The 20,786-nt window shown below is 68.1% G+C and carries 15 protein-coding genes and 1 pseudogene; 6 read left to right on the top strand and 10 right to left on the bottom strand.

Annotated features, from left to right (window positions below):
• The first annotated feature begins 30 nt into the window (after positions 1-30).
• Positions 31-813, top strand: coding sequence for a glucose 1-dehydrogenase (locus ACEWX3_RS20245; protein WP_221348657.1), 783 nt, complete (start codon positions 31-33; stop codon positions 811-813).
• Here the strand turns inward: ACEWX3_RS20245 and ACEWX3_RS20240 are convergent.
• Both ACEWX3_RS20240 and ACEWX3_RS20235 read right to left on the bottom strand, forming a co-directional pair.
• On the bottom strand, positions 810-3,617 hold the full coding sequence (locus ACEWX3_RS20240) for an AAA family ATPase (protein ID WP_374157481.1): 2,808 nt from the start codon (positions 3,615-3,617) through the stop codon (positions 810-812). The two genes, ACEWX3_RS20245 and ACEWX3_RS20240, sit on opposite strands and share 4 nt — an antisense overlap.
• 38 nt (positions 3,618-3,655) lie before the next feature.
• Entirely contained in the window at positions 3,656-4,630 is a 975-nt protein-coding gene (locus ACEWX3_RS20235) for an NADPH:quinone oxidoreductase family protein (RefSeq protein WP_374157480.1), read from the bottom strand.
• A 184-nt stretch (positions 4,631-4,814) separates the two neighbouring features.
• Between ACEWX3_RS20235 and ACEWX3_RS20230 the strand changes: the two genes are divergently transcribed.
• The gene (locus ACEWX3_RS20230) at positions 4,815-5,777 is read left to right on the top strand and encodes an alpha/beta fold hydrolase (RefSeq protein ID WP_374157479.1); all 963 of its coding nucleotides are present in this window, start codon (positions 4,815-4,817) and stop codon (positions 5,775-5,777) included.
• Here ACEWX3_RS20230 and ACEWX3_RS20225 read toward each other — a convergent pair.
• A complete protein-coding gene (locus ACEWX3_RS20225; RefSeq protein WP_374157478.1) occupies positions 5,753-7,132 on the bottom strand; it encodes a flavin monoamine oxidase family protein in 1,380 nt (459 codons plus the stop codon). The genes ACEWX3_RS20230 and ACEWX3_RS20225 overlap by 25 nt on opposite strands.
• Before the next feature lie 136 nt (positions 7,133-7,268).
• Between ACEWX3_RS20225 and ACEWX3_RS20220 the strand changes: the two genes are divergently transcribed.
• Positions 7,269-8,759: an NAD(P)/FAD-dependent oxidoreductase gene (locus ACEWX3_RS20220; RefSeq protein ID WP_207068935.1), complete on the top strand. Its 1,491-nt coding sequence runs from the start codon at positions 7,269-7,271 to the stop codon at positions 8,757-8,759.
• A 10-nt stretch (positions 8,760-8,769) separates the two neighbouring features.
• Positions 8,770-10,308, top strand: coding sequence for a flavin-containing monooxygenase (locus ACEWX3_RS20215; RefSeq protein WP_374157477.1), 1,539 nt, complete (start codon positions 8,770-8,772; stop codon positions 10,306-10,308).
• A 13-nt stretch (positions 10,309-10,321) separates the two neighbouring features.
• Here ACEWX3_RS20215 and ACEWX3_RS20210 read toward each other — a convergent pair whose 3' ends face one another.
• On the bottom strand, positions 10,322-11,464 hold the full coding sequence (locus ACEWX3_RS20210) for a hypothetical protein (RefSeq protein WP_207068933.1): 1,143 nt from the start codon (positions 11,462-11,464) through the stop codon (positions 10,322-10,324).
• Positions 11,464-12,600 (bottom strand): phosphotransferase family protein, encoded by a 1,137-nt coding sequence (locus ACEWX3_RS20205; RefSeq protein WP_374157476.1) that lies wholly within the window; start codon positions 12,598-12,600, stop codon positions 11,464-11,466. The genes ACEWX3_RS20210 and ACEWX3_RS20205 overlap by 1 nt, the downstream gene beginning before the upstream one ends.
• 43 nt (positions 12,601-12,643) lie before the next feature.
• Here ACEWX3_RS20205 and ACEWX3_RS20200 point away from each other — a divergent pair, with 43 nt between their 5' ends.
• A complete protein-coding gene (locus ACEWX3_RS20200) occupies positions 12,644-13,258 on the top strand; it encodes a TetR/AcrR family transcriptional regulator (protein WP_207068931.1) in 615 nt (204 codons plus the stop codon).
• Between the two features lie 61 nt (positions 13,259-13,319).
• On the opposite strand, the gene ACEWX3_RS20195 is transcribed toward ACEWX3_RS20200, so the two are convergent.
• A complete protein-coding gene (locus ACEWX3_RS20195) occupies positions 13,320-13,970 on the bottom strand; it encodes a stage II sporulation protein M (RefSeq protein WP_374157475.1) in 651 nt (216 codons plus the stop codon).
• A gap of 156 nt (positions 13,971-14,126) precedes the next feature.
• Between ACEWX3_RS20195 and ACEWX3_RS20190 the strand changes: the two genes are divergently transcribed.
• The gene (locus ACEWX3_RS20190; RefSeq protein ID WP_374157474.1) at positions 14,127-14,714 is read left to right on the top strand and encodes a TetR/AcrR family transcriptional regulator; all 588 of its coding nucleotides are present in this window, start codon (positions 14,127-14,129) and stop codon (positions 14,712-14,714) included.
• 23 nt (positions 14,715-14,737) lie between these two features.
• On the opposite strand, the pseudogene ACEWX3_RS20185 reads toward ACEWX3_RS20190, so the two are convergent.
• The 4 genes and pseudogenes from ACEWX3_RS20185 to nuoL form a co-directional block, all read right to left on the bottom strand.
• Positions 14,738-15,490: pseudogene (locus ACEWX3_RS20185) on the bottom strand (enoyl-CoA hydratase); the annotation flags it as partial.
• A gap of 120 nt (positions 15,491-15,610) precedes the next feature.
• The gene (nuoN, locus tag ACEWX3_RS20180; protein WP_374157473.1) at positions 15,611-17,191 is read right to left on the bottom strand and encodes an NADH-quinone oxidoreductase subunit NuoN; all 1,581 of its coding nucleotides are present in this window, start codon (positions 17,189-17,191) and stop codon (positions 15,611-15,613) included.
• Positions 17,188-18,768 carry an NADH-quinone oxidoreductase subunit M gene (locus ACEWX3_RS20175; RefSeq protein WP_374157472.1) on the bottom strand — a complete coding sequence of 527 codons (1,581 nt, stop codon included), beginning with the start codon at positions 18,766-18,768 and terminating at the stop codon, positions 17,188-17,190. The genes nuoN and ACEWX3_RS20175 overlap by 4 nt, the downstream gene beginning before the upstream one ends.
• A complete protein-coding gene (gene nuoL, locus ACEWX3_RS20170) occupies positions 18,762-20,642 on the bottom strand; it encodes an NADH-quinone oxidoreductase subunit L (protein ID WP_374157471.1) in 1,881 nt (626 codons plus the stop codon). Before nuoL ends, ACEWX3_RS20175 begins: the two co-directional genes overlap by 7 nt.
• Positions 20,643-20,786 lie beyond the last annotated feature (144 nt).

Genomic DNA, 20,786 nt, shown 5'->3' with positions numbered 1-20,786 from the left:
ATCGAACAGGCCGCCACGACAGGAGGATTGATGACTGCACGGTTGGCCGGCAAGGTAGCTCTCGTCAGCGGCGCCGCCCGGGGGATGGGGGCTTCGCATGCCCGCGAGATGGTCGCGCACGGCGCGCGCGTGGTCTGCGGTGACATCCTCGATGCCGAAGGCGAACGGGTCGCCGAGGATCTGGGTGACGCGGCCCGCTACATCCACCTCGACGTCACCAGCCCCGACGACTGGGAACGCGCGGTGGCCGTCGCCCTCGCCGAGTTCGGCGGCCTCGACATCCTGGTGAACAACGCCGGCATTCTCAACATCGGCACCGTGGAGGACTTCCCGCTCTCGGAATGGCAGCGCATCCTCGACATCAATCTGACCGGTGTCTTCCTCGGCATTCGCGCCGTCACACCGGCCATGAAGGCCGCAGGCCGAGGCTCGATCATCAACATCTCGTCCATCGAGGGGATGGCGGGCACGGTGGCGTGTCACGGCTACACCGCCACCAAGTTCGCCGTGCGCGGGCTCACCAAATCGACCGCTCTGGAGCTGGGCGCGTTCGGGATCCGGGTCAACTCGGTGCATCCCGGCCTGGTGAAAACGCCCATGGCCGATTGGGTTCCGGAGGACATCTTCTCCAGCGCGCTGGGCCGCATCGCCCAGCCGCGCGAGGTCAGCAACCTGGTGGTGTACCTGGCCAGTGACGACTCGAGCTATTCGACCGGCTCCGAGTTCGTCGTCGACGGGGGCACCATCGCGGGCCTGCCCCACAAGGACTTCTCGGCCGTCGACGTCGATCAGCAACCGGAATGGATCACCTAAGCAGAGTCGTCGCCGCCCTGGTCCATCCGCCTGCCCAGCTCCGCGCGCGAACTGATCTGGAGCTTGCGGTAGATCTTGGTCAGGTTGTGCTCCACCGTCTTGGCGCTGATGAACATCGCTGCGGCGATGTCCTTGTTGGTCGCCCCTGACGCCGCCATCTCGGCGACCCGCTGCTCGGACGGCGTCAATTGGCTCAGATCCTCCGACGGCGCCACCACGGTACGCGCCAGCTCGGCCTCGGCGCGGCGCGCCCACAACGGTGTGCCCAGCCGCTCGAACACCTCGCGCGCCTCGGCCAGATTGGTTGCCGCCGTGTTCTTCTGGCGTAGCCTGCGCTGCAGCTGACCCAGGATCAGCTGCGTCCTGGCCCGCTCGAACGGCATCGGCAACGACTCGTGCTCGGCCAACGCGCGGTGTGCGGTCTCCTCGGCGGCGGTCACATCGCCACGCGCCGCCAGCAGCATCGCCCGGCACCGCGCCCCGACCGACTTCATCCAGGCACGGTCGTGCCGCGCCCCGTTCTGTTCCAGCGCGCGGGTGAGCGTCTCGGCATCGTCGAGCCGGCCCACTCCCACCATCGCCTCGATCACGTCGGGCAAATGCCAGGCATACATCTGCTCGGTGCAGGGCATCTGGTCCGCCAGGAAAGCCGGATCCAGCGCGTCGAGCGCTTCCCGGTGGTTTCCCAGCGACTCCTCGAGAAAGCACAGCGTCATGCCCGGCCAGTCGGCGATGTGCGACGAGCTGCGATTCCGCATCGCGGTCAGCACCCAGCGGGCGTCGGCGCGGGCAGCGTCCTCACGGCCGGCGTAGGCGGCCACCGCAGCGCGCACCGTCATCGGGATGATCAGCACATCGTCGCCGCCGAGCTGCTCGGCCCGCTCCACCGCCTCCGCCGCCTCGACGGCGGCCTCAGCGACCTGCCCACGCCAGATGTGGTTGATCGCCAGAAACCCTGCGATGGCCATCATGTCGCTCTCGGCGCCGCGCTCGATGCAGACGCTGCGGACCGCGGTCAACTCGTCATGCGCCTGCTCGAGCCGGCCGGTCCACGACAGCGCCAAGGCGTGGACGAAGGGCGCCCGGAAGATGATCGGCACATCCAGCGCGCTGTCATAGGACTGCATCGCCCGGTCCAATGAGTCCTCGTCCAAGCCGCGGCCGCACTGGAAGTTCACATGCACCGACCAGGCCAACGCGGCGCTGGTGATCGCCGGCACCCCGAGCTCCTCGGCCAGCTTGACCGCATCGCGGACGTGCCGGCGTGCATCGTCGAGCTCGCCGATGCTGTTCAACGCGAAGGACAGTCGCAGCAGCACCTGCACCATGAGCGCCGGGATCCCCGCGGCGTCGTCGAGCGCGCTGCGCAGCAGTTCGACTGCCTCGGCGTGTTCGTTCTCGTACATCCGCACGGTGGCCAGCAGGCTCGTCGCCATGGCGCGCAGCATGCCCGGTTCCATCGTCGCGGCGTCGTCGAGCAGCGCCCCGGCCCTGGCGGTGTTGCCGGCCAGGAAGTGGTTCTCCGCCGACTTCATTCGGCGCAGCACCGTGTCTCCGCCGAGCCCCAGAGCCAGGTCGACGAGCTCAGCGGCCGCCGCCGGCGCTCCGCGCGACCGTGCGGAGTCCGCAGCCTGGTCGAGCGCCGTGAGGATCTCCTCGTCGCCGTGCGCCGACGCCAGCGCCAGATGACGGGCTCTGAGCTCGGGCTGGGTTTCCAGCGCGGCCAGCGTGCGGTGCATCGCGCGGCGCGCCGGCGGGCCTGCGTCGCTGTAGACACCGCTGGCCAACAGCGGGTGGGTGAACCGCACCCGGTGACCGTCGAGGCTGAGAATGCCGGCCGCCTCGGCGCGCTCCACGCGGCGCGCCAGCTCGTCGGCATCGACGTCATTGGCCTTCGCGAGCAACTCGATCGTCGGCTCGGCGACGCAGGCCACGCTCAGCAACAGCGCGCGCTCGGCGTCATCGAGCGCCGCAATGCGCCGCCGGACCAGATCGGTGAGCGTGGCGGGGAGCGGCTGCTCGGGGCCGGCCTGGTCGTCCTGCAACGCACGCGCGAGTTCCAGGGCGAAAAACGGGTTGCCGCCGGAGGTTTCGGCGATCCGCAACACCGTCGGTCGGGAGAACGTGCGGCCCAGGCGATCGGAGATCACCGCGTGCAACTCCCGGGTGTCCATCGGCTGCACCGCCACCCGGCCCAGCCGGTCGGGCCGGTCGAGCTGCAGCCACCGTGCCACCTGGCTGTCCCCGGCGGTGCACCGCTCGGTCATCAACACACCGAAAGCGCCGTTGAGCCGGCGCGCCGCGAACTCGACGGCGGTGCGGCTGGAGCTGTCCAGCCACTGCGCGTCGTCGATCGCCAGCAGCACCGGGGTCCGGTCGTCGGACCGGTGCATCTGATCGAGAACCGAGACGAACGCTGCGGCCACCACCCGCTGGTCGGTCGGGGGGCCTTCGGCGCCTGCGCGCAGCAGCACCCGGTCCAAGGCCAGGCGCTGCAGCGCCGGCAGGTTCGCAAAGTGCTCGGCGTCCACCTCGCTGAGCAGATCGGCCAGCGCGGCGAACGCCATCACCGTTTCGGCCTGGCCGACCCGCGCGGTCAACACGCGGAAGCCGCGGGCGCGCGCCTGGCGCAGCAGCGACAGCCACAGGGTGGTCTTTCCGATGCCGGCCTCGCCCTCGATCACCAGCGCGGTGGGCCCGTCCGTCACCGCATCCAGGAATCCAGCAACCTGGGGATCCTCGACCGGGCGCAGGCTAGCGGTGGGCACGGCACTCATCATCGCAGCCGGCAAAGACCCTTGCATTCAATCGGACATTCTGGGGTCGCAGCCCGCCGATCCGCTCAGCGCAGCGAGACGACAACCTTGCCCCTCGCTGTCCGGTCCTCCAGCGAGGCGATCGCCGCGGCGGCATCCTCGAGCGGAAACACCACCGGTTCCGGGGCGCCGACCCGACCGGACGCGAGCAGCGGAAGCAGTTCTGCCCACTGCTGCTGCAGGTAGCCGGGATGGCGCATCGTCCACGCGCCCCACCCGACGCCGACCACGTCGACGTTGTTCAACAGCAGCCGGTTCACCTTCACGGTCGGGATGTCGCCGCCGGTGAACCCGACCACCAGGAGGCGTCCACCCGGCGACAGCGAACGCAGCGAGTCGGTGAAACGATCACCGCCCACCGGGTCGACCACGATGTCCACCCCGCGGCCCTCGGTCAACTCCTTGACCGCGTCCTTGAACCCGTCGGCCAGCACGACGTCGGAGGCGCCGGCCGCCCGGGCGACATCCGCCTTCTCCTCGCTGCTGACCACCGCAATGGTGCGGGCGGCGCCGAATGCCGGCGCCAGCCGTAACGTCGACGTGCCGATCCCACCCGCGGCGCCGTGTACGAGCACCGTGTCGCCGTTGCTCAATCGGCCGCGGGTCCGAAGCGCGAAGTGCACCGTGAGGTCGTTGAACAGGACGCCGGCGCCGGCTTCGAACGACACCGAGTCCGGCAGCCTGAACAAGCGCTCCGGCGGCAGGGTCACGACTTCGGCCATCGCGCCGCACAGCATCGTCAGCCCCGCGACCCGATCGCCGGGGCGGACGTGGGCCTCTTCGGGGGCGCTGCGTACCACCCCGGCGATCTCGGCACCAGGGATGTAGGGCATCTCGGGCTTGTACTGGTAGAGCCCGCGGGACTGCAGGGCGTCGGGGTAGGCCACCCCGGCGGCGTGCACGTCGACGACGACCACATCGTCACCGCCGGCGGGTTCGTCGATCTCGACGACGTGGGCGGCCTGCGGTCCGTCGAGCCGGGCTATCTGTATCGCACGCATCCGACCATTTAACGCCCCCGTGGCTCACCGTCGGCGACGGTGTCCGCCGGTACAGTCTGGTCCACCGACGCCGTCGGTTGGTCCACCGACGCCGGCCGGCGTGGTTCGATCTCGCCACCGGCGTGGTTCGATTTCGCCACCGGCGTGGGGCACGGCAACGTTGCTGGAACCGAGGAGCATGCGCATGGCACGAGGCGGCACCAGGGTGCGCGGCGGTGGTTACGCCGCCGACGGGCTTCCCCCCGGACGGTTCGTCGACGTGCGATCGGTCGACGGCGTGCGGCTGCACACCGAGGTCTTCGGCCCCGAGGACGGCTATCCGGTCGTGTTGGCCCACGGCATCACCTGCGCCCTGCGGGTGTGGGCGCACCAGATCTCCGAGCTGGCCCGGCACCATCGGGTCATCGCCTTCGACCATCGCGGTCACGGACGCAGCGGGGTGCCGCCGCGGCGTGGCGGCTACAGCCTCGACCACCTCGCCGCCGACCTAGACGCGGTGCTGGCCGCCACGCTGCAGCCCGGCGAGCGCGCGGTGGTGGCCGGGCACTCGATGGGCGGCATCGCCATCACCTCCTGGGCCGAGCGTCATCCGGACCGCGTGTCCGAGCGCGCCGACGCCGTCGCGCTGATCAACACCACGACCGGCGACCTGCTTCGCAACATCAACCTCCTGCCGGTGCCCGCGCAGTTCTCCGAGGCCCGGGTGCGCGCGGCCGGCACCCTGCTCAAAGCGTTCGGCGGGGCGCCGCTGGTCCGTGCGGCCGACCGGCCCAGCCGCCGTTTCGTGTCCTCGATCGCCGTCGGCCGCGACGCCGACCCGGCGGTCACGGATCTCGTCTACCAGTTGTTCAACGCCACTCCGGCGGCCGGGCGCGGCGGCTGGGCCCGGGTGCTGGTCGACCATCTCGGACCGCGGCACATCGGCCTGAAGAACCTGACGGTGCCGACGCTGGTGATCGGCAGCAGCCAAGATCGCCTGTTGCCGATGGTGTCGTCCAGGCGGATCGCCGCGACCGCACCGAACCTGGCGCGTTTCGTCGAACTCGATGGCGGCCACTGCGCGATCCTGGAACGTCCCGCCGACGTCAACGCGCAACTGCAGTGGCTGATCGACTCTGTCCGTCAGGAAGGCCGCGCGAGCTCCTGATGCGCCTCGGCGGCCGCGCGCAGACCTGAACGCACCGCCCCGTCGAGGAACCCCGTCCAGACGTCGGCGGTCTCGGTGCCGGCCCAGAAGATGCCGCCGCAGGCGCGTCGCAACCACCGGCCGTGCGCCGTCCACGCCCCCGGCGGGACCGCTGCGGTCGGCCCGCCCGGCGCGAAGTCCTCGGCGCTCCAGCAGTGATCGAGATAGTCGACCGGCCGGGTCGCGGGCGGGCCGAACAGCGACGCGAAACCCGCGAGCGCGACCTCACGCCGATCCGCCGGCGGCAACGGGTCGAAGCTGCGCGCGTCGGTGAACCCCAGCAGGATGCCCGGCCCCGCGTCGCCGTCGCCGCTGACGTCGGGGCTGACGTCGAAGGTGATGAAGACGGGCCCCTCGTCGGAGAGCGCCTCACCCGAGTAACCGTCGGCCCGCCAGAACGGGGTCTCGTACGCGGCGTAGGCCTTGCTCAGGTTGCCCTGCGGCCAGCTCCGGATCAGCGCGGCCTGCTCGGGTGGCAGCGGCGGGTCGAACTCGATGCCGCCGCGATGCGCGGGCGGGACGGCGACGACGACAGCGCGGGCGGTGACCTCGCCGCCCCGGCAGCTGACGGTCAGCGTCGTGTCAGGGTTACGCGCGATACGGCCGACCGGCGCGTCGAGCCTCACCCGCTCGCCGAGCGCATCGGCCATCCTGATGGCGATCTGCTGAGTGCCGCCCGGATACCGGTCCTGCTGGGCTCCGCCCTCGACGTCGAGCATCCTGTTCAGTCCACCCGCGGCCTTGACGTAGCGCACCGCGTGCAACATCGACACCGCGTCGGGTTCGGCGCCCCAGGTCACCCGCGACATGATCGCCATCAGGTCACGCGTGGACGCGCCCGCGTGCACCGAGCGCAGCCACTGCTCCAGCGACACCCGGTCCAGTTCCTCGGCGACGGGGGACGCCCACGGCTCCGCGACACTCACCCTGCGGCTGATGCGATCGAATCTCCACTGGATGCGTGAGACGTCGAGCAACTCGAGGATGGACAGCCGAGGGATCGTGCTGCGATAGGAACGCACCTTGCCGCGCCAACGGATCAGGTTCTTGCCACGTCCGTAGGTGGGCACCGAGTCACAGCCCAGCTCGGCGGCCAGAGCCAGCACGGCGTCCTGCGTGGGCCCGACGAATGTCGCACCCAGGTCGACCGGGGCGCCGGCCAGCATCGCGGTGAAGGAGCGGCCCCCGACCCGGTCACGGCCCTCCAGCACGAGCACGTCGTGTCCCAGCCGGCTCAGCTCCCGCGCAGCAGACAGCCCGGCGAACCCCGCCCCGACGACGACGACATCCACGACCTCACCCGCGCCTGCATCCACGTCCCCATCCTCGCGTATTCGATGCGGCCGTCGGGGCAGAGCGTTGAACTCTCGTCCGATTCATTGAGCCGGATTGTCGACGCGTGCGGTCCCGGACCCATATCGTGGTACGTGGCGGGACCAAAGGAGGTTGCGGGTGCATCAGGTCAGTCCGGCGGCAGACGACTTCTCCGACGTCTTGATCATCGGAGCGGGCATCTCCGGGATCGGTGCGGCGTACCGGATCCAGGAGCGCAACCCACAGCTGAGTTACACCATCCTGGAGCGACGGTCGGCCATCGGGGGCACCTGGGACCTGCACCGCTATCCCGGTATCCGCTCCGACAGCGACATCTTCACGCTGTCGTTCCCGTGGGAGCCGTGGACCCGGCCGGAGAACGTCGCCGACGGCGAGGACATCCGCACCTATCTGGTCGACGCCGCGCACAAGCACGACATCGACCGTCACATCCAGTTCGACACCCGGGTGCTCTCGGCGGACTGGGACTCGTCGACCGACATGTGGACCGTGCAGACCACCCATGACGGTGCCGCCCGCACCTACCGGGCGCGGTTCCTGTTCTTCGGCACCGGCTACTACGACTACGACGAGCCCTATCGACCGGACTTCGCCGGCATCGAGAACTTCGCCGGGCCGGTGGTGCATCCCCAGCTGTGGCCCGAGTCGTTGGATTACACCGGCAAACGGGTCGTGGTGATCGGCAGCGGCGCGACCGCGATCAGCATGATCCCCGCGGTGGCGCGCAAAGCCGGCCATGTCACGATGCTGCAGCGCTCACCGACCTATCTGCTGTCGGGCCAACGCATCAACCCCGTGGTCAACCTGCTGCGCAAGGTGCCCCCGCGCAGACTCGGTTACCGGCTGGCCTGGTTGTACAACGTGCTGTTCATCGTCGCCGTCTACGGCATCGCGCGCAAAGCTCCGGGATTCAGCCGGAAGGCGATCCGCGCTGTGGCCAAGCACTACCTGCCCGAGAACTATCCCGTGGACACGCATTTCAAGCCGACCTACGATCCGTGGGACCAGCGGCTGTGCCTGATCCTGTCCGGTGATTTCTACGATGCGATCGCCGAAGGGCGAGCCGAGGTGGTGACCGACGAGATCGACCACATCGACGAGTCCGGCGTGGTGTGCAAGTCCGGCACACGGATCGACGCCGACGTGCTCGTCACCGCCACCGGGCTACGGCTGCAGGCACTCGGCGGTGTCGCGCTCAGTGTCGACGGGGCGGAGGTCCAGCCCGCTGACCGGTTCGTCTACAAAGAGCATCTGCTCGAAGACGTTCCCAATCTCGCCTGGTGCGTCGGCTACATCAACGCCTCGTGGACGCTGCGGGCCGACCTGACCGCTCGGGCGGTGGCGAAACTGTTGGCCTACATGGACTCCCACGGTTACACACACGCCTATCCGCACCTCGGTCGCACGCCGATGGAGGAGAAACCGGCGTGGGACATCAACGCCGGCTATGTGCGCCGTGCCGTGCACGTACTGCCCAAGTCGGGCACCCACCGGCCCTGGAATGTGCGGCACAACTACGTCCTCGACGCGATCGACCACCGCCTGGACCGGGTCGAGGAATCGATGGTGTTCGGCCGGGCCGCGGTGCGGGCGGTCAAGACAGCGTAAGGAGTAGGCCATGGCCGGCAGCGAAGCCACCGGCAGCGACGGCGGCCTCGACACCGACCGCCTCGACGCTGACCGACGTCACGCAGAACATGCCGACGTCATCATCATCGGTGCCGGAATCTCCGGAATCGACGCCGCGTACCGCATCCGGGAGAAGAACCCGGACCTGACCTACCTCATCCTGGAGCGGCGCGAACGGCTCGGCGGGACCTGGGATCTGTTTCAGTATCCCGGAATCCGTTCCGACAGTGACATCTTCACCTTGTCGTTTCCATGGGAGCCCTGGAAACGCGAGGAGATGATCGCCGACGGCGGACACATCTGGCAGTACCTGGCAGACACGGCGCACAAGCACGGCATCGACGACCACATCCGGTTCAACACCCTTGTCCAGTCGGCGGATTGGGACTGGACCACGCACACCTGGACCCTTCGCGCCGACCGGGGCGGGACGGCGGCGGTGTACACGACCGGCTTCGTGGTGTTCGCGAGCGGATATTACGACTACGACGAACCGTACGTGCCGAGCTTCACCGGAATCGAGGACTTCGCCGGCGAGGTCATCCATCCGCAACACTGGCCGCGCGGGCTCGACTACACCGGCAAGCGCGTGGTGGTCATCGGCAGCGGCGCCACCGCCGTCAGCATGATCCCGGCGCTCACCGAACGCGCCGCACACGTGACGATGCTGCAGCGCACCCCCTCGTACATGTTCTCGGTCAGCCGAGTGGTCCCGCCGATCAACGCGATCCGGCGGATGTTGCCGGCGAGGGCGGGGGCTTGGGTGGCCCGGTGGATACTGGCCCTGTTCGGCTCGTTGATCTGGCTCGTCTCACGCACCGCACCGGGCCTGAGCAAGCGGCTGCTGCGTCGCACCGCGTCTCGGTCACTTCCCCCCGGGTACGCCGTCGACACGCACTTCAATCCGCCCTACAACCCCTGGGACCAGCGGCTGTGTTTCATCCTGGACTCCGATCTGTACAAGGCGGTGGCCGCCGGGGACGTCGAGATGATCACCGATCACATCGACCACTTCGATCGTGACGGCATCGTGCTCGCGTCCGGGCGCCGGGTCGACGCCGACGTCGTCGTCACCGCGACCGGCCTGCAGTTGCAGGCGCTGGGCGGGGTGGCGGTCAGCGTCGACGGTGAGAAGGTCGCGCCCAACGAGCGGTTCATCTACCGGAGGCACATGCTCGAGGACGTCCCGAACGCGGCGTGGTCGCTGGGCTACACCAACGCCTCGTGGACGTTGGGCGCCGACCTGACCGCGCGGTCGGTGGCAGACCTGTTGGCCTACATGCGGTCCCGCGGCTACACCTACGCCTATCCGCATCTGGGGGACGCCCACATGCCGGAGCAGCCGGCATTCAACCTGCAGGCCGGTTACGTGCTGCGCGGCGCCGACGCGTTACCGAAATCGGGCACCCGCAGGCCGTGGATGCTGACGCACAGCTATCTGCGGGACGTGCTGAACCACCGGCTCGGCGACTCCGACCGGTCGTTGGTGTTCGGGCGTGCCGGCACACCGCAGTCCAGGAGCGCGTGACCCGGCTCGAACGTCACGGCGCGACGGACAACCAGTCGGCGAAGCCTGACGGGTCGTGGCGGCCCAGGGCGCCGTGCTCGAACAGTCCCCACCCTTCACGCTCGACACCGTCGGCGTCGCGGCACACCGCCCGGCCGACGTGATCGATGACCCCGAAACCCGCCCGCCCGATGACGGCGGGATCGGTCATGTCGTAGGTGAGGCGTTCGGTGAACGCCGCTCCCTTCCACATCCCGTGCAGCCAGTCGGAGTCGCCGCCGTATCCACCACCGACATGGATCGGCACGGCGAGCTTCGACTCGACGTCGAAGTGCACCGGGCTGCCGTCGGATGCGGTGGCGTCGATGGACGCACCGGTGGGGATGCGGGTGCCCGAGCGGTAGCTGACGGTCACTCTCGGCCAGCCCAGCTGTTCGACGCGGCCGTCCTTCCAGATGCGGGTGCAGTCGTTGAGCGAGCGGAACCCGTGCGGATCCTCCTGGATGATCAGCACGATGCCGAAGTCGTCGAACGCCATCGGTACGTAGAGCCACCACATGCCTTCGAACGGCGGATCGTCTGGCCGGCCGGCGGGCTCGGCCTCGCCGACCGGGCGGATGCCCCACGACCGGTCGCGGGTGCCGATCCAGCGGGTCGGGTCGACCTCGATCTCCTGGCCGTCGATCAGCAGTCGGCCGCTCCAGGTGCCGGCCTGGGCGAACCGCTGGGCGTCGAGCGTGATGCGGTTGCCGCGCCGCATGATGTGCGGCTGCTCCTGTACCGCGTCGAACAGGCCCTCCCAGGTCAGGTCCGCGGCGATGCCGTCGGTCTCGTCGAGCACGATGCGGAGCTTGCGCAGCGGCTCGATGACCTCGACGCGGTAGGCGCCCACGTGCTGGTTGAGTCGGTCCTGGTCGATCGCGTCGGACAGGTGTACTGCGGTCTGGGTGTCGCCGCCTCCGCCGTATTTGCCGCTGTCGCGGCGTGAGACCAACAGGAACGCGTCCTTGACCCCGAGGTTGGGGTAGTACCCGATGCCGGTGATGACGAAGATGTCGCCGCTGCGGTCGTGGGCGTTGAAGTAGGAGCGGTCGTAGAAGTTGCGGTCCGAGGATCCCGGCCACGCGATGGGCTGGGGGAGTTGGTGGACCGGGTATTCGTCCATGGGTCCGAGCATCAGCCGGCCTCCCCGATCATGCGCTTGAGCAACGGCGCGTGGTAGAACAGCGTCTCGATGTCGTCCGGTTTCTCGATCTCCCCGAAGTGCACCCGGCGCGCTCCGGTGCGCATGAAGACGCAGGCCCACACCACCCCGGAATAGACGTAGAACCAATCCAGGTCGCCGACGTCGACACCGGTCAACTCCCGGTATGTGGCCCGGACATCGTCCTCACGCAGGAAGTCCGGCATGCCCGGCAGTCCCGCGAGGCCGGTGAGTTCCTGAAAGACCATGTGCGCGTAGCTGATCCAGGCCAGATCGAACTCGCGCGGGCCCACGGTGGCCATTTCCCAGTCGAGCACCGCGACCGGGCTGAAGTCGCGGTACATCACGTTGCCGATCCGGGAATCGCCCCAGACCAGCACGGGTTCCTGCGCCGCCACGTCGGCCGGGAAATGCTCCTCCAGCCAGTCCAGCGCGCGCTCCACGAGGGGTGAGCGGCCGATGTCCGGGACGCTGAACGCATACCAGTTCTTCAGCCACCCGAAGTGGCGGTGCAACGCCGTCTCGCCCGGCGGGTCGACGTCCTGGAGGAAGCCGAACACCTGACGGGCGTTGGGGATCGAATGCAAGGTCGCCAGGATCTCGACAGTGTTGTCCTGGAGCCGGCGTTGCTGCTCGGGGCTGGCGTCGTAGAGCCAGTTGTCTCCGAATGTGTAGGGCATGACGTCCGGGGGGACCTCCCCGTCGATGCGGTCCATCAGGAAGAACGGCCGTCCCAGGACCGTGCCGGTGTCTTCGAGCCAGCGCACCGGCGGCACCGCGACGTCGGTCAACTCACCGACCAGGCGCATCACTTCGTGCTGATGGTCGAGGCGGTAGTGGTCGAAAACCGGCACGTCGGCCTCGGTGGGCGCGACGCGGGCAACCCAGCGCTGCTCCACCGGTCGTCCGCCGTGCGTCCAGCGCCCCGACAGTAAGATGGTCTCCGAGGACATGCCGTTGGAATCCACGCCGCTTTCCACGGTGATCTCGGGTGTGGTGTTCGGTAGTACAGTGGATAACCACTGCGAAAGAGCCGCAGGGACATTCGTCAGGTCACGACTGGACCGCTGGAGCCGTTCGACGTCCTCAACGGCTGGATCACTGGGCACAGACCGGTCCTTCCGCCACAGTTACGATACCGGGGGTAGCGATATGAAAGCAGACCCGTTGTCGGCTGGCAAGCCCCCGGGTGCAGGCCGTCCCCGCGACCCTCGTATCGACGCTGCCATATTGCGCGCCACCGCGGATCTACTTGTCGAAATCGGCTATTCCAACGTCACCATGGCCGCCGTCGCCGATCGGGCCGGAACCACCAAGACCGCGCTGTATCGCCGGTGGTCGAGCAAAGCGGAATTGGTGCACGAGGCGGCGTTCCCGGTGACTCCGTCGGCGATGCAGGCCCCGCCCGGTGACATCGCCGCCGACCTGCGCGCGATGATCGAGGCCGCCCGCGACGTGTTCACCAGCCCGGTCGTGCGGGCGGCGCTGCCCGGGCTCATCACCGACATGACCGCTGACGCGGCGCTCAGCGGGAGGGTCAGCGCCCGCTTCACCGAACTGTTCGCCGCGGTGCGGGATAGGCTCCGCGATGCCGTCGACCGCGGTGAGGTCCGCGCCGAGATCGACCCCGACCGGCTCGTCGACCTGATCGGCGGCGCCACGCTGCTGACGGTGATCCAGTCGCCGGACACCCTGCCCTCCGCGCGGTGGGTCGACGACGTCACCTCGATCCTGCTGCACGGGGTGCTCGCCGGACCCACGACGTAACCGATTTGTCGCCGTCCCCCGAAGACCGGCGCGCCCCCGGCTGTCGTTTGGGTTCACCCGGTCACAACAGCCACTGAGCCAGTGGGTGGACCAGGTAACGCAGCGAGAACGCTTCGTACACCGCGCCGATGATCAGCAGAACCGCCGCGAGCACAGCAAGCCGGCCGAGTTGTCGCAGCCCGTAGAGGTAGCCGCCGCGTCGGTTGTCCGCACCGGCGGTGGCGGGCCGGATCCAGTGCCTGCCGAGCAGGTACACACCCAGCAGCAGCACGAGGTACGCCTGGAACTCGATGACCAGTGTCAGGGAGTGGGGGATGAGTGCGACCCATCCCAGGTCGCTGGCCGGAACCAGCGTGATCCCCGTGGTGAAGGCCCAGTAGGCGAACAGTGCGAGCCCGGCAAACGGCACGACCAGGGACGGCAGAACGATGGTCAACACGCTCATCCTGATGACGTTCACGCCCAGAATGGTCACGGCGAACAGCCAGGGACGGTCGATCAGCGACTGCACCAGATCCGTGGTGCCGTTGTCGTCGAGGCGGGTCGCCTGCGCTCGGCTGAGGTGCGGGAAGGTCAGGCCGACGATGAAGCCGGCCAGGAACAATCCGTACACGGCCACATTCAGAGCCAGGTAAGCCCGGAAGTTGTCCGCCACGATGGCGACACCCGGCCACCGCAGGAGCCGACTGGTGACCTGCTGGTCAGATGTCATCGCTTGCCTTTCGATTTCCGTGGTCGGGTCCCGCGCGGCGTCGCCGTTCATCGCCCAGCCGCACGAGGATACGATCACTAGTACGCTGTGTTAGACCGACACTAACACAGTGTGTTAGTGAAGCCTTGTCGGTCGGTGACAGCAAAGGAATCGCCCTTGCACACGCGGGAGAAGATCCTCAAAGCGGCGGCAGAGATGATCGCCGAAGACGTCACGACGACACTCAGTGTCCGAGCGGTGGCGGCGCGGGCCGGCGTGAGTACGGGCTCGTTGCGGTTTCACTTCCCGACCCAGCGAGCGCTGCAGGACGAGTTGCTGACGCGGATCTACGAGCACTTCATCCCCGACGACCCGATCCGGGATCCGTCCCGCCCCGCGCGTGACCGGTTGGTGGAGTGCCTGCGCCAGGTGCTCGCTCCCGCCGGGGTCGGGATGGAGGCGCGACAAGCCTGGGCGACCATGTATCAGAACTTCATTGCAGCGGAGCCGACCGAGAAGGTCCGCGCGGCGTATCAAGCCTTCGATCGCACGTCGGCACGACGCGTCGAATACTGGTTGAGCGTGCTCGCCGACGAAGGGGTGCTTCGCACCGGGGACCGCACCCTGCAGGCGCGATTCCTGCTCACCGTTCTCAACGGCCTGGCTCTGGAGCGTGCACTACCCAGCGGCGACTCGGTCTTGCACACCGAAACCGAGACGCTCTACACCGCCGTGGACGCCGTGCTCGAGCCGGGCGCACCGTGACCGTGCATGCCGGCAAGCAGGTGTCAGCCGGGGTTCATCTGCTCCTTGTTGCGCTGTGTCACCGCGCGGAACGTTGCGTCGAGAGCGTCGAAGTCGCGGTGCTGGGCGACCGCGATCGCCGCTTCGGCCGCCAGCGCGGGGTCGGTCACCGCTGCTGAGCCGGTGGTGTAGATCTGCTTGAGGCTGCGCATCGTCGAACGGGGGACGTCGGCGATCTGGGTGGCCAGCTCGACAGCGCGGTGCAGCAGCGTTTCATGGGCGACCACCTCGGTGACCAGTCCGATCCGTTCGGCCCGCACGGCATCGACGACCTCGCCGGTCATCGACAACCGCCGTGCCATCGCAGCGCCCACCAGCTGCGGCAGCCGCGCGGTCATCCCGCCACCGGGCAGGATGCCGACCCGGGCGTGGGTGTCGGCGAACACGGCGCGCTCGGAAGCGATGAGAAAGTCGCAACCCAGGGCGATCTCGAGTCCGCCGGTGAAGGTGGCCCCGTTGATGGCGCCCACGATCGGGGTGTGCGTCGCCGCCACCGCCGCGATGGAACTGTGTGACTGGAATTCCTCGAAATAGCGCAAGCCGTCGCGCGCGGCCTCCTTCAGGTCGACACCGGCGCAGAACGCCGGGTCGGTCCCGGTCAGCACTACCGCGGACACCGCTTCGTCGGCGTCGGCGTCGGTCAGCGTGGCGTAGAGGGCGCGGTTCAGAGCGCCGCTGAGCGCGTTGCGGGCCGCGGGGCGGTTGAGGGTGATGACCCGCACGGGGCCACGGTCCGCGGCGCGGACGGTTTGGCCTGGGTCCGCGGTGCGGACGGTTTGGCCTGAGTCCGCGGTGCGGACGGGTTGGCCTGGGTCCGCGGTGCGGACGGGTTGGTGCTCGGTCACGTCGCAGTCGTATCAGAGGAAGCGGTTGGCGGCATTGGCCAGGTCGAGCAGCGGTTGGGGCAGCGCGCCGAGAAGGAAGGTGACGGCGGCCGTGACGGCGATGACGCCACTGGTCAACACGCTGGGTACCACGACCTCCGGCGCGTCGTCCGGACGCTCGGTGAAGAACATCAGCACGATGACGCGCACGTAGAAGTAAGCGGCGATCGCACTGGCGATCACGCCGACGACCACCAGTGCGATGGCCCCACTTTCACCCGCCGCCTTGAACACCGCGAACTTGCTGACGAAGCCGCTGGTCAACGGGATTCCGGCGAAGGCCAGCAAGAACAACGAGAACACGAGGCCCGCCGCGGGATAACGCCTTCCCAGCCCGGCCCACCGGGAGATGTCGGTGTCCTCCTTGCCCATGCGGTCGCGGACGAGACCGACCACCGCGAACGCGCCGACGGTGGAAAAGCCGTAGGCGAATAGATAGAACAGCGTCGCAGACAACCCGGCCGGGGTGCCTGCGACCACGCCGGTGAGGATGAACCCGGTATGTGCGACTGCCGAATACGCCAGAATCCGTTTCACGTCGGCCTGGGTGACGGCGGTGATCGTGCCGACCAGCATCGTCAGGATCGCCACGGCCCACAACACCGGCTGCCAGTCGTCGCGCAGCTCTGGCAACGCCACGTAGAACACCCGCAGCAGTGCTCCGAACGCGGCGATCTTGGTGGCCGCCGCCATGAACGCGGTGATCGGGGTAGGCGCTCCCTGGTACACGTCGGGAATCCACGAATGAAACGGCACCGCACCGACTTTGAACAACACCCCGACCAACACCAGTCCGGCCCCGATGAGCGCCAGCGCGGGCTTTCCCGTACCCGACGTGACCGCATCGGCGATCCCGTCGAAGCGCAGAGTGCGCGCGTAGCCGTACAGCATCGCCGAGCCGTAGAGGAAGAATGCTGACGCAAACGCGCCCAGCAGGAAGTACTTCATCGCCGCTTCCTGTGACAGCAAGCGGCGGCGGCGGGCCAGACCGCAGAGCAGATACAACGGCAGCGACAACACCTCCAGCGCGACGAACATCGTCAGCAGGTCGTTGGCGGCGGGGAACAACAGCATTCCACCGACCGCGAACAGTGTCAGCGGGAACACCTCGGTCTGGATCAGTCCCGCCCGGGTGTCCTGCTTCTCGGCCACGCCGCCGGGGACCACCGAGGCTTGCGGCGTGAACGCATCCAAGCCGCCCGACTGCCCGTCGGCGGGATCGCAATCGCCAGAACGGATCCGGCGCTCGCCGATGAGCAGTATTCCGAGCACGCCGACCAGCAGAATGGTGCCCTGCAGCAGCAGGGCCGGCCGGTCGACGGCCACCGCGCCCAGCATCGCCGTAGCGCCGTTGCCGTCGCCGAGGTCGCCCGCCAGCACGACGACGGCGACCAACGCGGCGACGAGGGCCGCCAGGCTGACCCCGATCTGCACCTGGTAGCGAAGGCGGCGCGGCACGAACGCCTCGATCAGCACACCGAGCACCGCCGAACCCAGCACGATCAGCATCGGGGACAGCAGGCCGTACTCGATCGACGGCGTAGGGATGGTCATCTCGGGAACCCCTCTGCGATCGCAGGACTCGGGTCTCGCTGATCGATCGAGGTCAGCGTGTGCGACACCGCCGGATCGATCACGTCGAGCGCAGGCTTGGGATAGACCCCGAGCACCAGCAGCAACGCGATGAGCGGTGCGACCACGACGATCTCGCGAGGCACCAGATCGGGAAGCTTTGACTCACCGTCGGCGAGGTCACGGGGCAGGGGACCCGTCATCATCCGCTGGTACATCCACAGGATGTAGATCGCAGACAGCACCAGAGCGGTGGCGGCGAGCACACCGAACACGGGATAGCGGGTGAAGGTGCCGATGAGCACCAGGAACTCACTGATGAACGGCGCCAGCCCGGGCAGCGACAGCGTCGCCAACCCGGCCACCAGGAACGTGCCCGCCAGGACGGGCGCGACCTTCTGCACGCCGCCGTAGGCGCTGATGAGACGCGAACCGCGGCGCGACACCAGGAACCCCGCGATCAGGAACAGTGCGGCGGTCGAGATGCCGTGGTTGACCATGTACAGCGTGGAGCCGGCCTGTCCCTGGCTGGTCATCACGAAGATGCCCAGGATGATGAACCCGAAATGCGAGATCGAGGTGTACGCGATCAGGCGCATGACGTCGGTCTGGCCGATCGCGACCACAGCGCCGTAGATGATCCCGATCACCGACAGCGTGATGATCACCGGTGCGAACAGCGCGGCCGAGTCGCCGAACAGCGGTAGACAGTATCGGATCATGCCGAACGTGCCCACCTTGTCCATGATGGCCATCATCAGCACCGCGCTGGCCGGGGTGGCCTGCACCGCGGAGTCGGGCAACCACCGGTGCAACGGCCACAGCGGCGCTTTGATCGCGAACGCGAACATGAAGCCACCGAAGAGCAGATGCATCACCATGGGGTTCAGCGCGAAGTCGCCGTCGGCGATCGCGGCGACGATCGCGCGGAAATCGAACGTGCCGCCCTCGAACGCGTCGCTTCCCGCGGTCGCGACGTAGAGGCCGACCACGGCGGCGAGCATGATCAGCCCACCGAACAGGTTGTAGAGCAAGAACTTGACCGCCGCGGCGCCGCGTTGCGCACCACCGAACCCGCCGATCAGAAAGTACATCGGGATGAGCATCGCCTCGAAGAACACGTAGAACAGCAGAATGTCCAACGCCATCAACGAGATCAGGACCATGCCTTCCACGGCCAGCATCAGCGCGAAGTACACGTGCACCGACCGGCCGCCCCAGCTGATGTCGTCGCGGGTGTCGTTCCATCCGGCGACGATCAGGATCGGCATCAGCACGGCGGTGAGCACCACCAGGGCCAGCGCGATCCCGTCGACACCGAGTTGGTAACCGGTGCCGAACGACGGTATCCAGCGGTGGGATTCGACGAACTGGAACTGCGCCCCCGCCGGGTCGAAGCCGACGGCCACTACCGCCGTGACGGCCAGCACCGCCAGCGAGACCCCCAACGCCACCCACTTGACCAGGTCCCGCTGTGCGGCGGGCAGAACCATCACCGCGACCGCGCCGACCATCGGGACGGCCCACAGCACAGTCAGCCAGGGAATCGAGCTCACCACAGGTTCACCGCCAGGATCGTCGCGACCACCAGCGTGGCGCCTACCAGCATCGACAACGCATACGATCGGGCAAAGCCGGTCTGCGTGTTCCGCAACCCTCGGGATATCCGCGACACCCCGCCCGCCAGGCCTCCGGCCACGCCGTCGACCACTTCGTCATCGATCTCGACCAGTTCCTCGGTGAAGACCCGACCCGGTCGCATCAACACTTTCTCGTTGAATGCGTCGCCGTAGAGATCCTGGCGCGCAGCGGCGGTCAGCGCCGAACCGGTGGGCGGCTGCTCGGCGACCGGTCGGGAGCCGTACATCCGGTAGGCGATCACGATGCCGACTGCGACGACCGACAACACGATCACGGTGACCACCCACACCGGCAGCACGTGGTGGACTTCATGAGCGCCCACCACCGGCTCCAGCCAGTGCTCGAGCGTGCCTCCGACGGCGAGCGCCGCGCCCGCAGTCACCGACCCGACCGCCAGCAGAATCATCGGCCAGGTCATCACCGACGGCGCCTCGTGCGGATGCGATGTCTCGGCCCAACGCTTCTCGCCGAAGAACGTCATCAGCATCACCCGTGTCATGTAGAAGGCCGTGATGCCGGCGCCGAGGATGGTCACCGCGCCCAGCACGACCCCCTTGACGCCGCCGGCGCCCAGCGCGGCCTCGATGATGCCGTCTTTGGAGAAGAAGCCGGCCAGCGGTGGGATGCCGATGATCGCCAGGTACCCCAGTCCGAACGTCACGAATGTGACCGGAAGCGCTGTGCGCAGCCCGCCGTAGCGCCGCATGTTCACCTCGTCGTCCATCGCATGCATCACCGACCCGGCGCCGAGGAACAGACCCGCTTTGAAGAACCCGTGGGTCAGCAGGTGCATGATCGCGACCGCGTAGCCGACCGGCCCGAGTCCGGCTGCGAGCACCATGTAGCCGATCTGGCTCATCGTCGATGCGGCCAGCGCCTTCTTGATGTCGTCCTTGGCGCAGCCGATCACCGCACCGAACAGCAACGTGACCGCGCCGACGACGACCACCGCGGTCTGGGCGTGCGGCGCGAGGTCGAACACCGGGCCCGACCGCACGATCAGGTAGACACCGGCGGTGACCATCGTCGCGGCGTGGATGAGCGCCGACACCGGCGTGGGACCTTCCATGGCGTCACCGAGCCACGACTGCAACGGCACCTGGGCGGACTTGCCGCAGGCCGCCAACAGCAGCATCAAGCCGATCAGCGTCAGCATGGACTCGCTCAACTGCGGTGCCGCGTCGAACACACCGTTGAACGACACCGACCCCACCGCGGAGAACATCAGCATCAACGCCACCGCCAACCCGATGTCACCGACCCGGTTGACGACGAACGCCTTCTTGGCCGCCGTCGCTGCCGACGGCTTGTGCGACCAGAACCCGATCAGCAGATAGGACGCCAGGCCCACGCCCTCCCAGCCCATGTACAGACCGAGGTAGTTGTCGGCGAGCACCAGCAGCAGCATGGCCGCGAGGAACAAGTTGAGATACCCGAAGAACTTCCTGCGCTCGGGATCCTCGGCCATGTAGCCGATGGAGTAGATGTGGATCAGAGACCCGACCCCGGTGATCAGCAACACGAAGCACATCGACAGCTGGTCCAGGTGCAGGCCGAAGTCCACCTGCAACTCTCCGACGGGAACCCACGAGAACAGCGTCTCCGTGATGCGGCGGTCCTCGGCGGGTCGGCTGACCATGTCGGCGAACAACACTGCGGCGCAGACGAACGAGGCCAGCGACGCGGCGGTTCCCACCCGATGGCCCCACGGGTTGCTCCGCCGGCCGGACAGCAACAACACCATCGCCCCGCCGAGGGGGAGCGCGATCAGCAGCCACACGGGTACGGTCATCGGCGCCTCAGTGTTTTTTCTTCTTCGCGCAAGCGCTCATCAGGTGTTTTTTCTTCTTCGCGCAAGCGCTCATCAGGTGTCCTCTGTTCTTCGCGCAAGCGCTCATCAGGGTTCTCTCTTCTTCGCGCAAGCGCTCATCAGGGT

It is taken from the genome of Mycobacterium sp. G7A2, assembly GCF_041902445.1.
GTDB lineage: Bacteria > Actinomycetota > Actinomycetes > Mycobacteriales > Mycobacteriaceae > Mycobacterium.
This window is presented reverse-complemented; position numbering and strand designations above follow the sequence as displayed.

Excerpts from the sequence above, each read along its gene's own strand:
- ACEWX3_RS20245 (WP_221348657.1), top strand. The coding sequence starts at position 31 with ATGACTGCACGGTTGGCCGGCAAGGTAGCTCTCGTCAGCGGCGCCGCC.
- ACEWX3_RS20240 (WP_374157481.1), bottom strand. The coding sequence starts at position 3,617 with ATGCAAGGGTCTTTGCCGGCTGCGATGATGAGTGCCGTGCCCACCGCT.
- ACEWX3_RS20235 (WP_374157480.1), bottom strand. The coding sequence starts at position 4,630 with ATGCGTGCGATACAGATAGCCCGGCTCGACGGACCGCAGGCCGCCCAC.
- ACEWX3_RS20230 (WP_374157479.1), top strand. The coding sequence starts at position 4,815 with ATGGCACGAGGCGGCACCAGGGTGCGCGGCGGTGGTTACGCCGCCGAC.
- ACEWX3_RS20215 (WP_374157477.1), top strand. The coding sequence starts at position 8,770 with ATGGCCGGCAGCGAAGCCACCGGCAGCGACGGCGGCCTCGACACCGAC.
- ACEWX3_RS20210 (WP_207068933.1), bottom strand. The coding sequence starts at position 11,464 with ATGCTCGGACCCATGGACGAATACCCGGTCCACCAACTCCCCCAGCCC.
- ACEWX3_RS20200 (WP_207068931.1), top strand. The coding sequence starts at position 12,644 with ATGAAAGCAGACCCGTTGTCGGCTGGCAAGCCCCCGGGTGCAGGCCGT.
- ACEWX3_RS20195 (WP_374157475.1), bottom strand. The coding sequence starts at position 13,970 with ATGACATCTGACCAGCAGGTCACCAGTCGGCTCCTGCGGTGGCCGGGT.
- nuoN (WP_374157473.1), bottom strand. The coding sequence starts at position 17,191 with ATGACCATCCCTACGCCGTCGATCGAGTACGGCCTGCTGTCCCCGATG.
- nuoL (WP_374157471.1), bottom strand. The coding sequence starts at position 20,642 with ATGACCGTACCCGTGTGGCTGCTGATCGCGCTCCCCCTCGGCGGGGCG.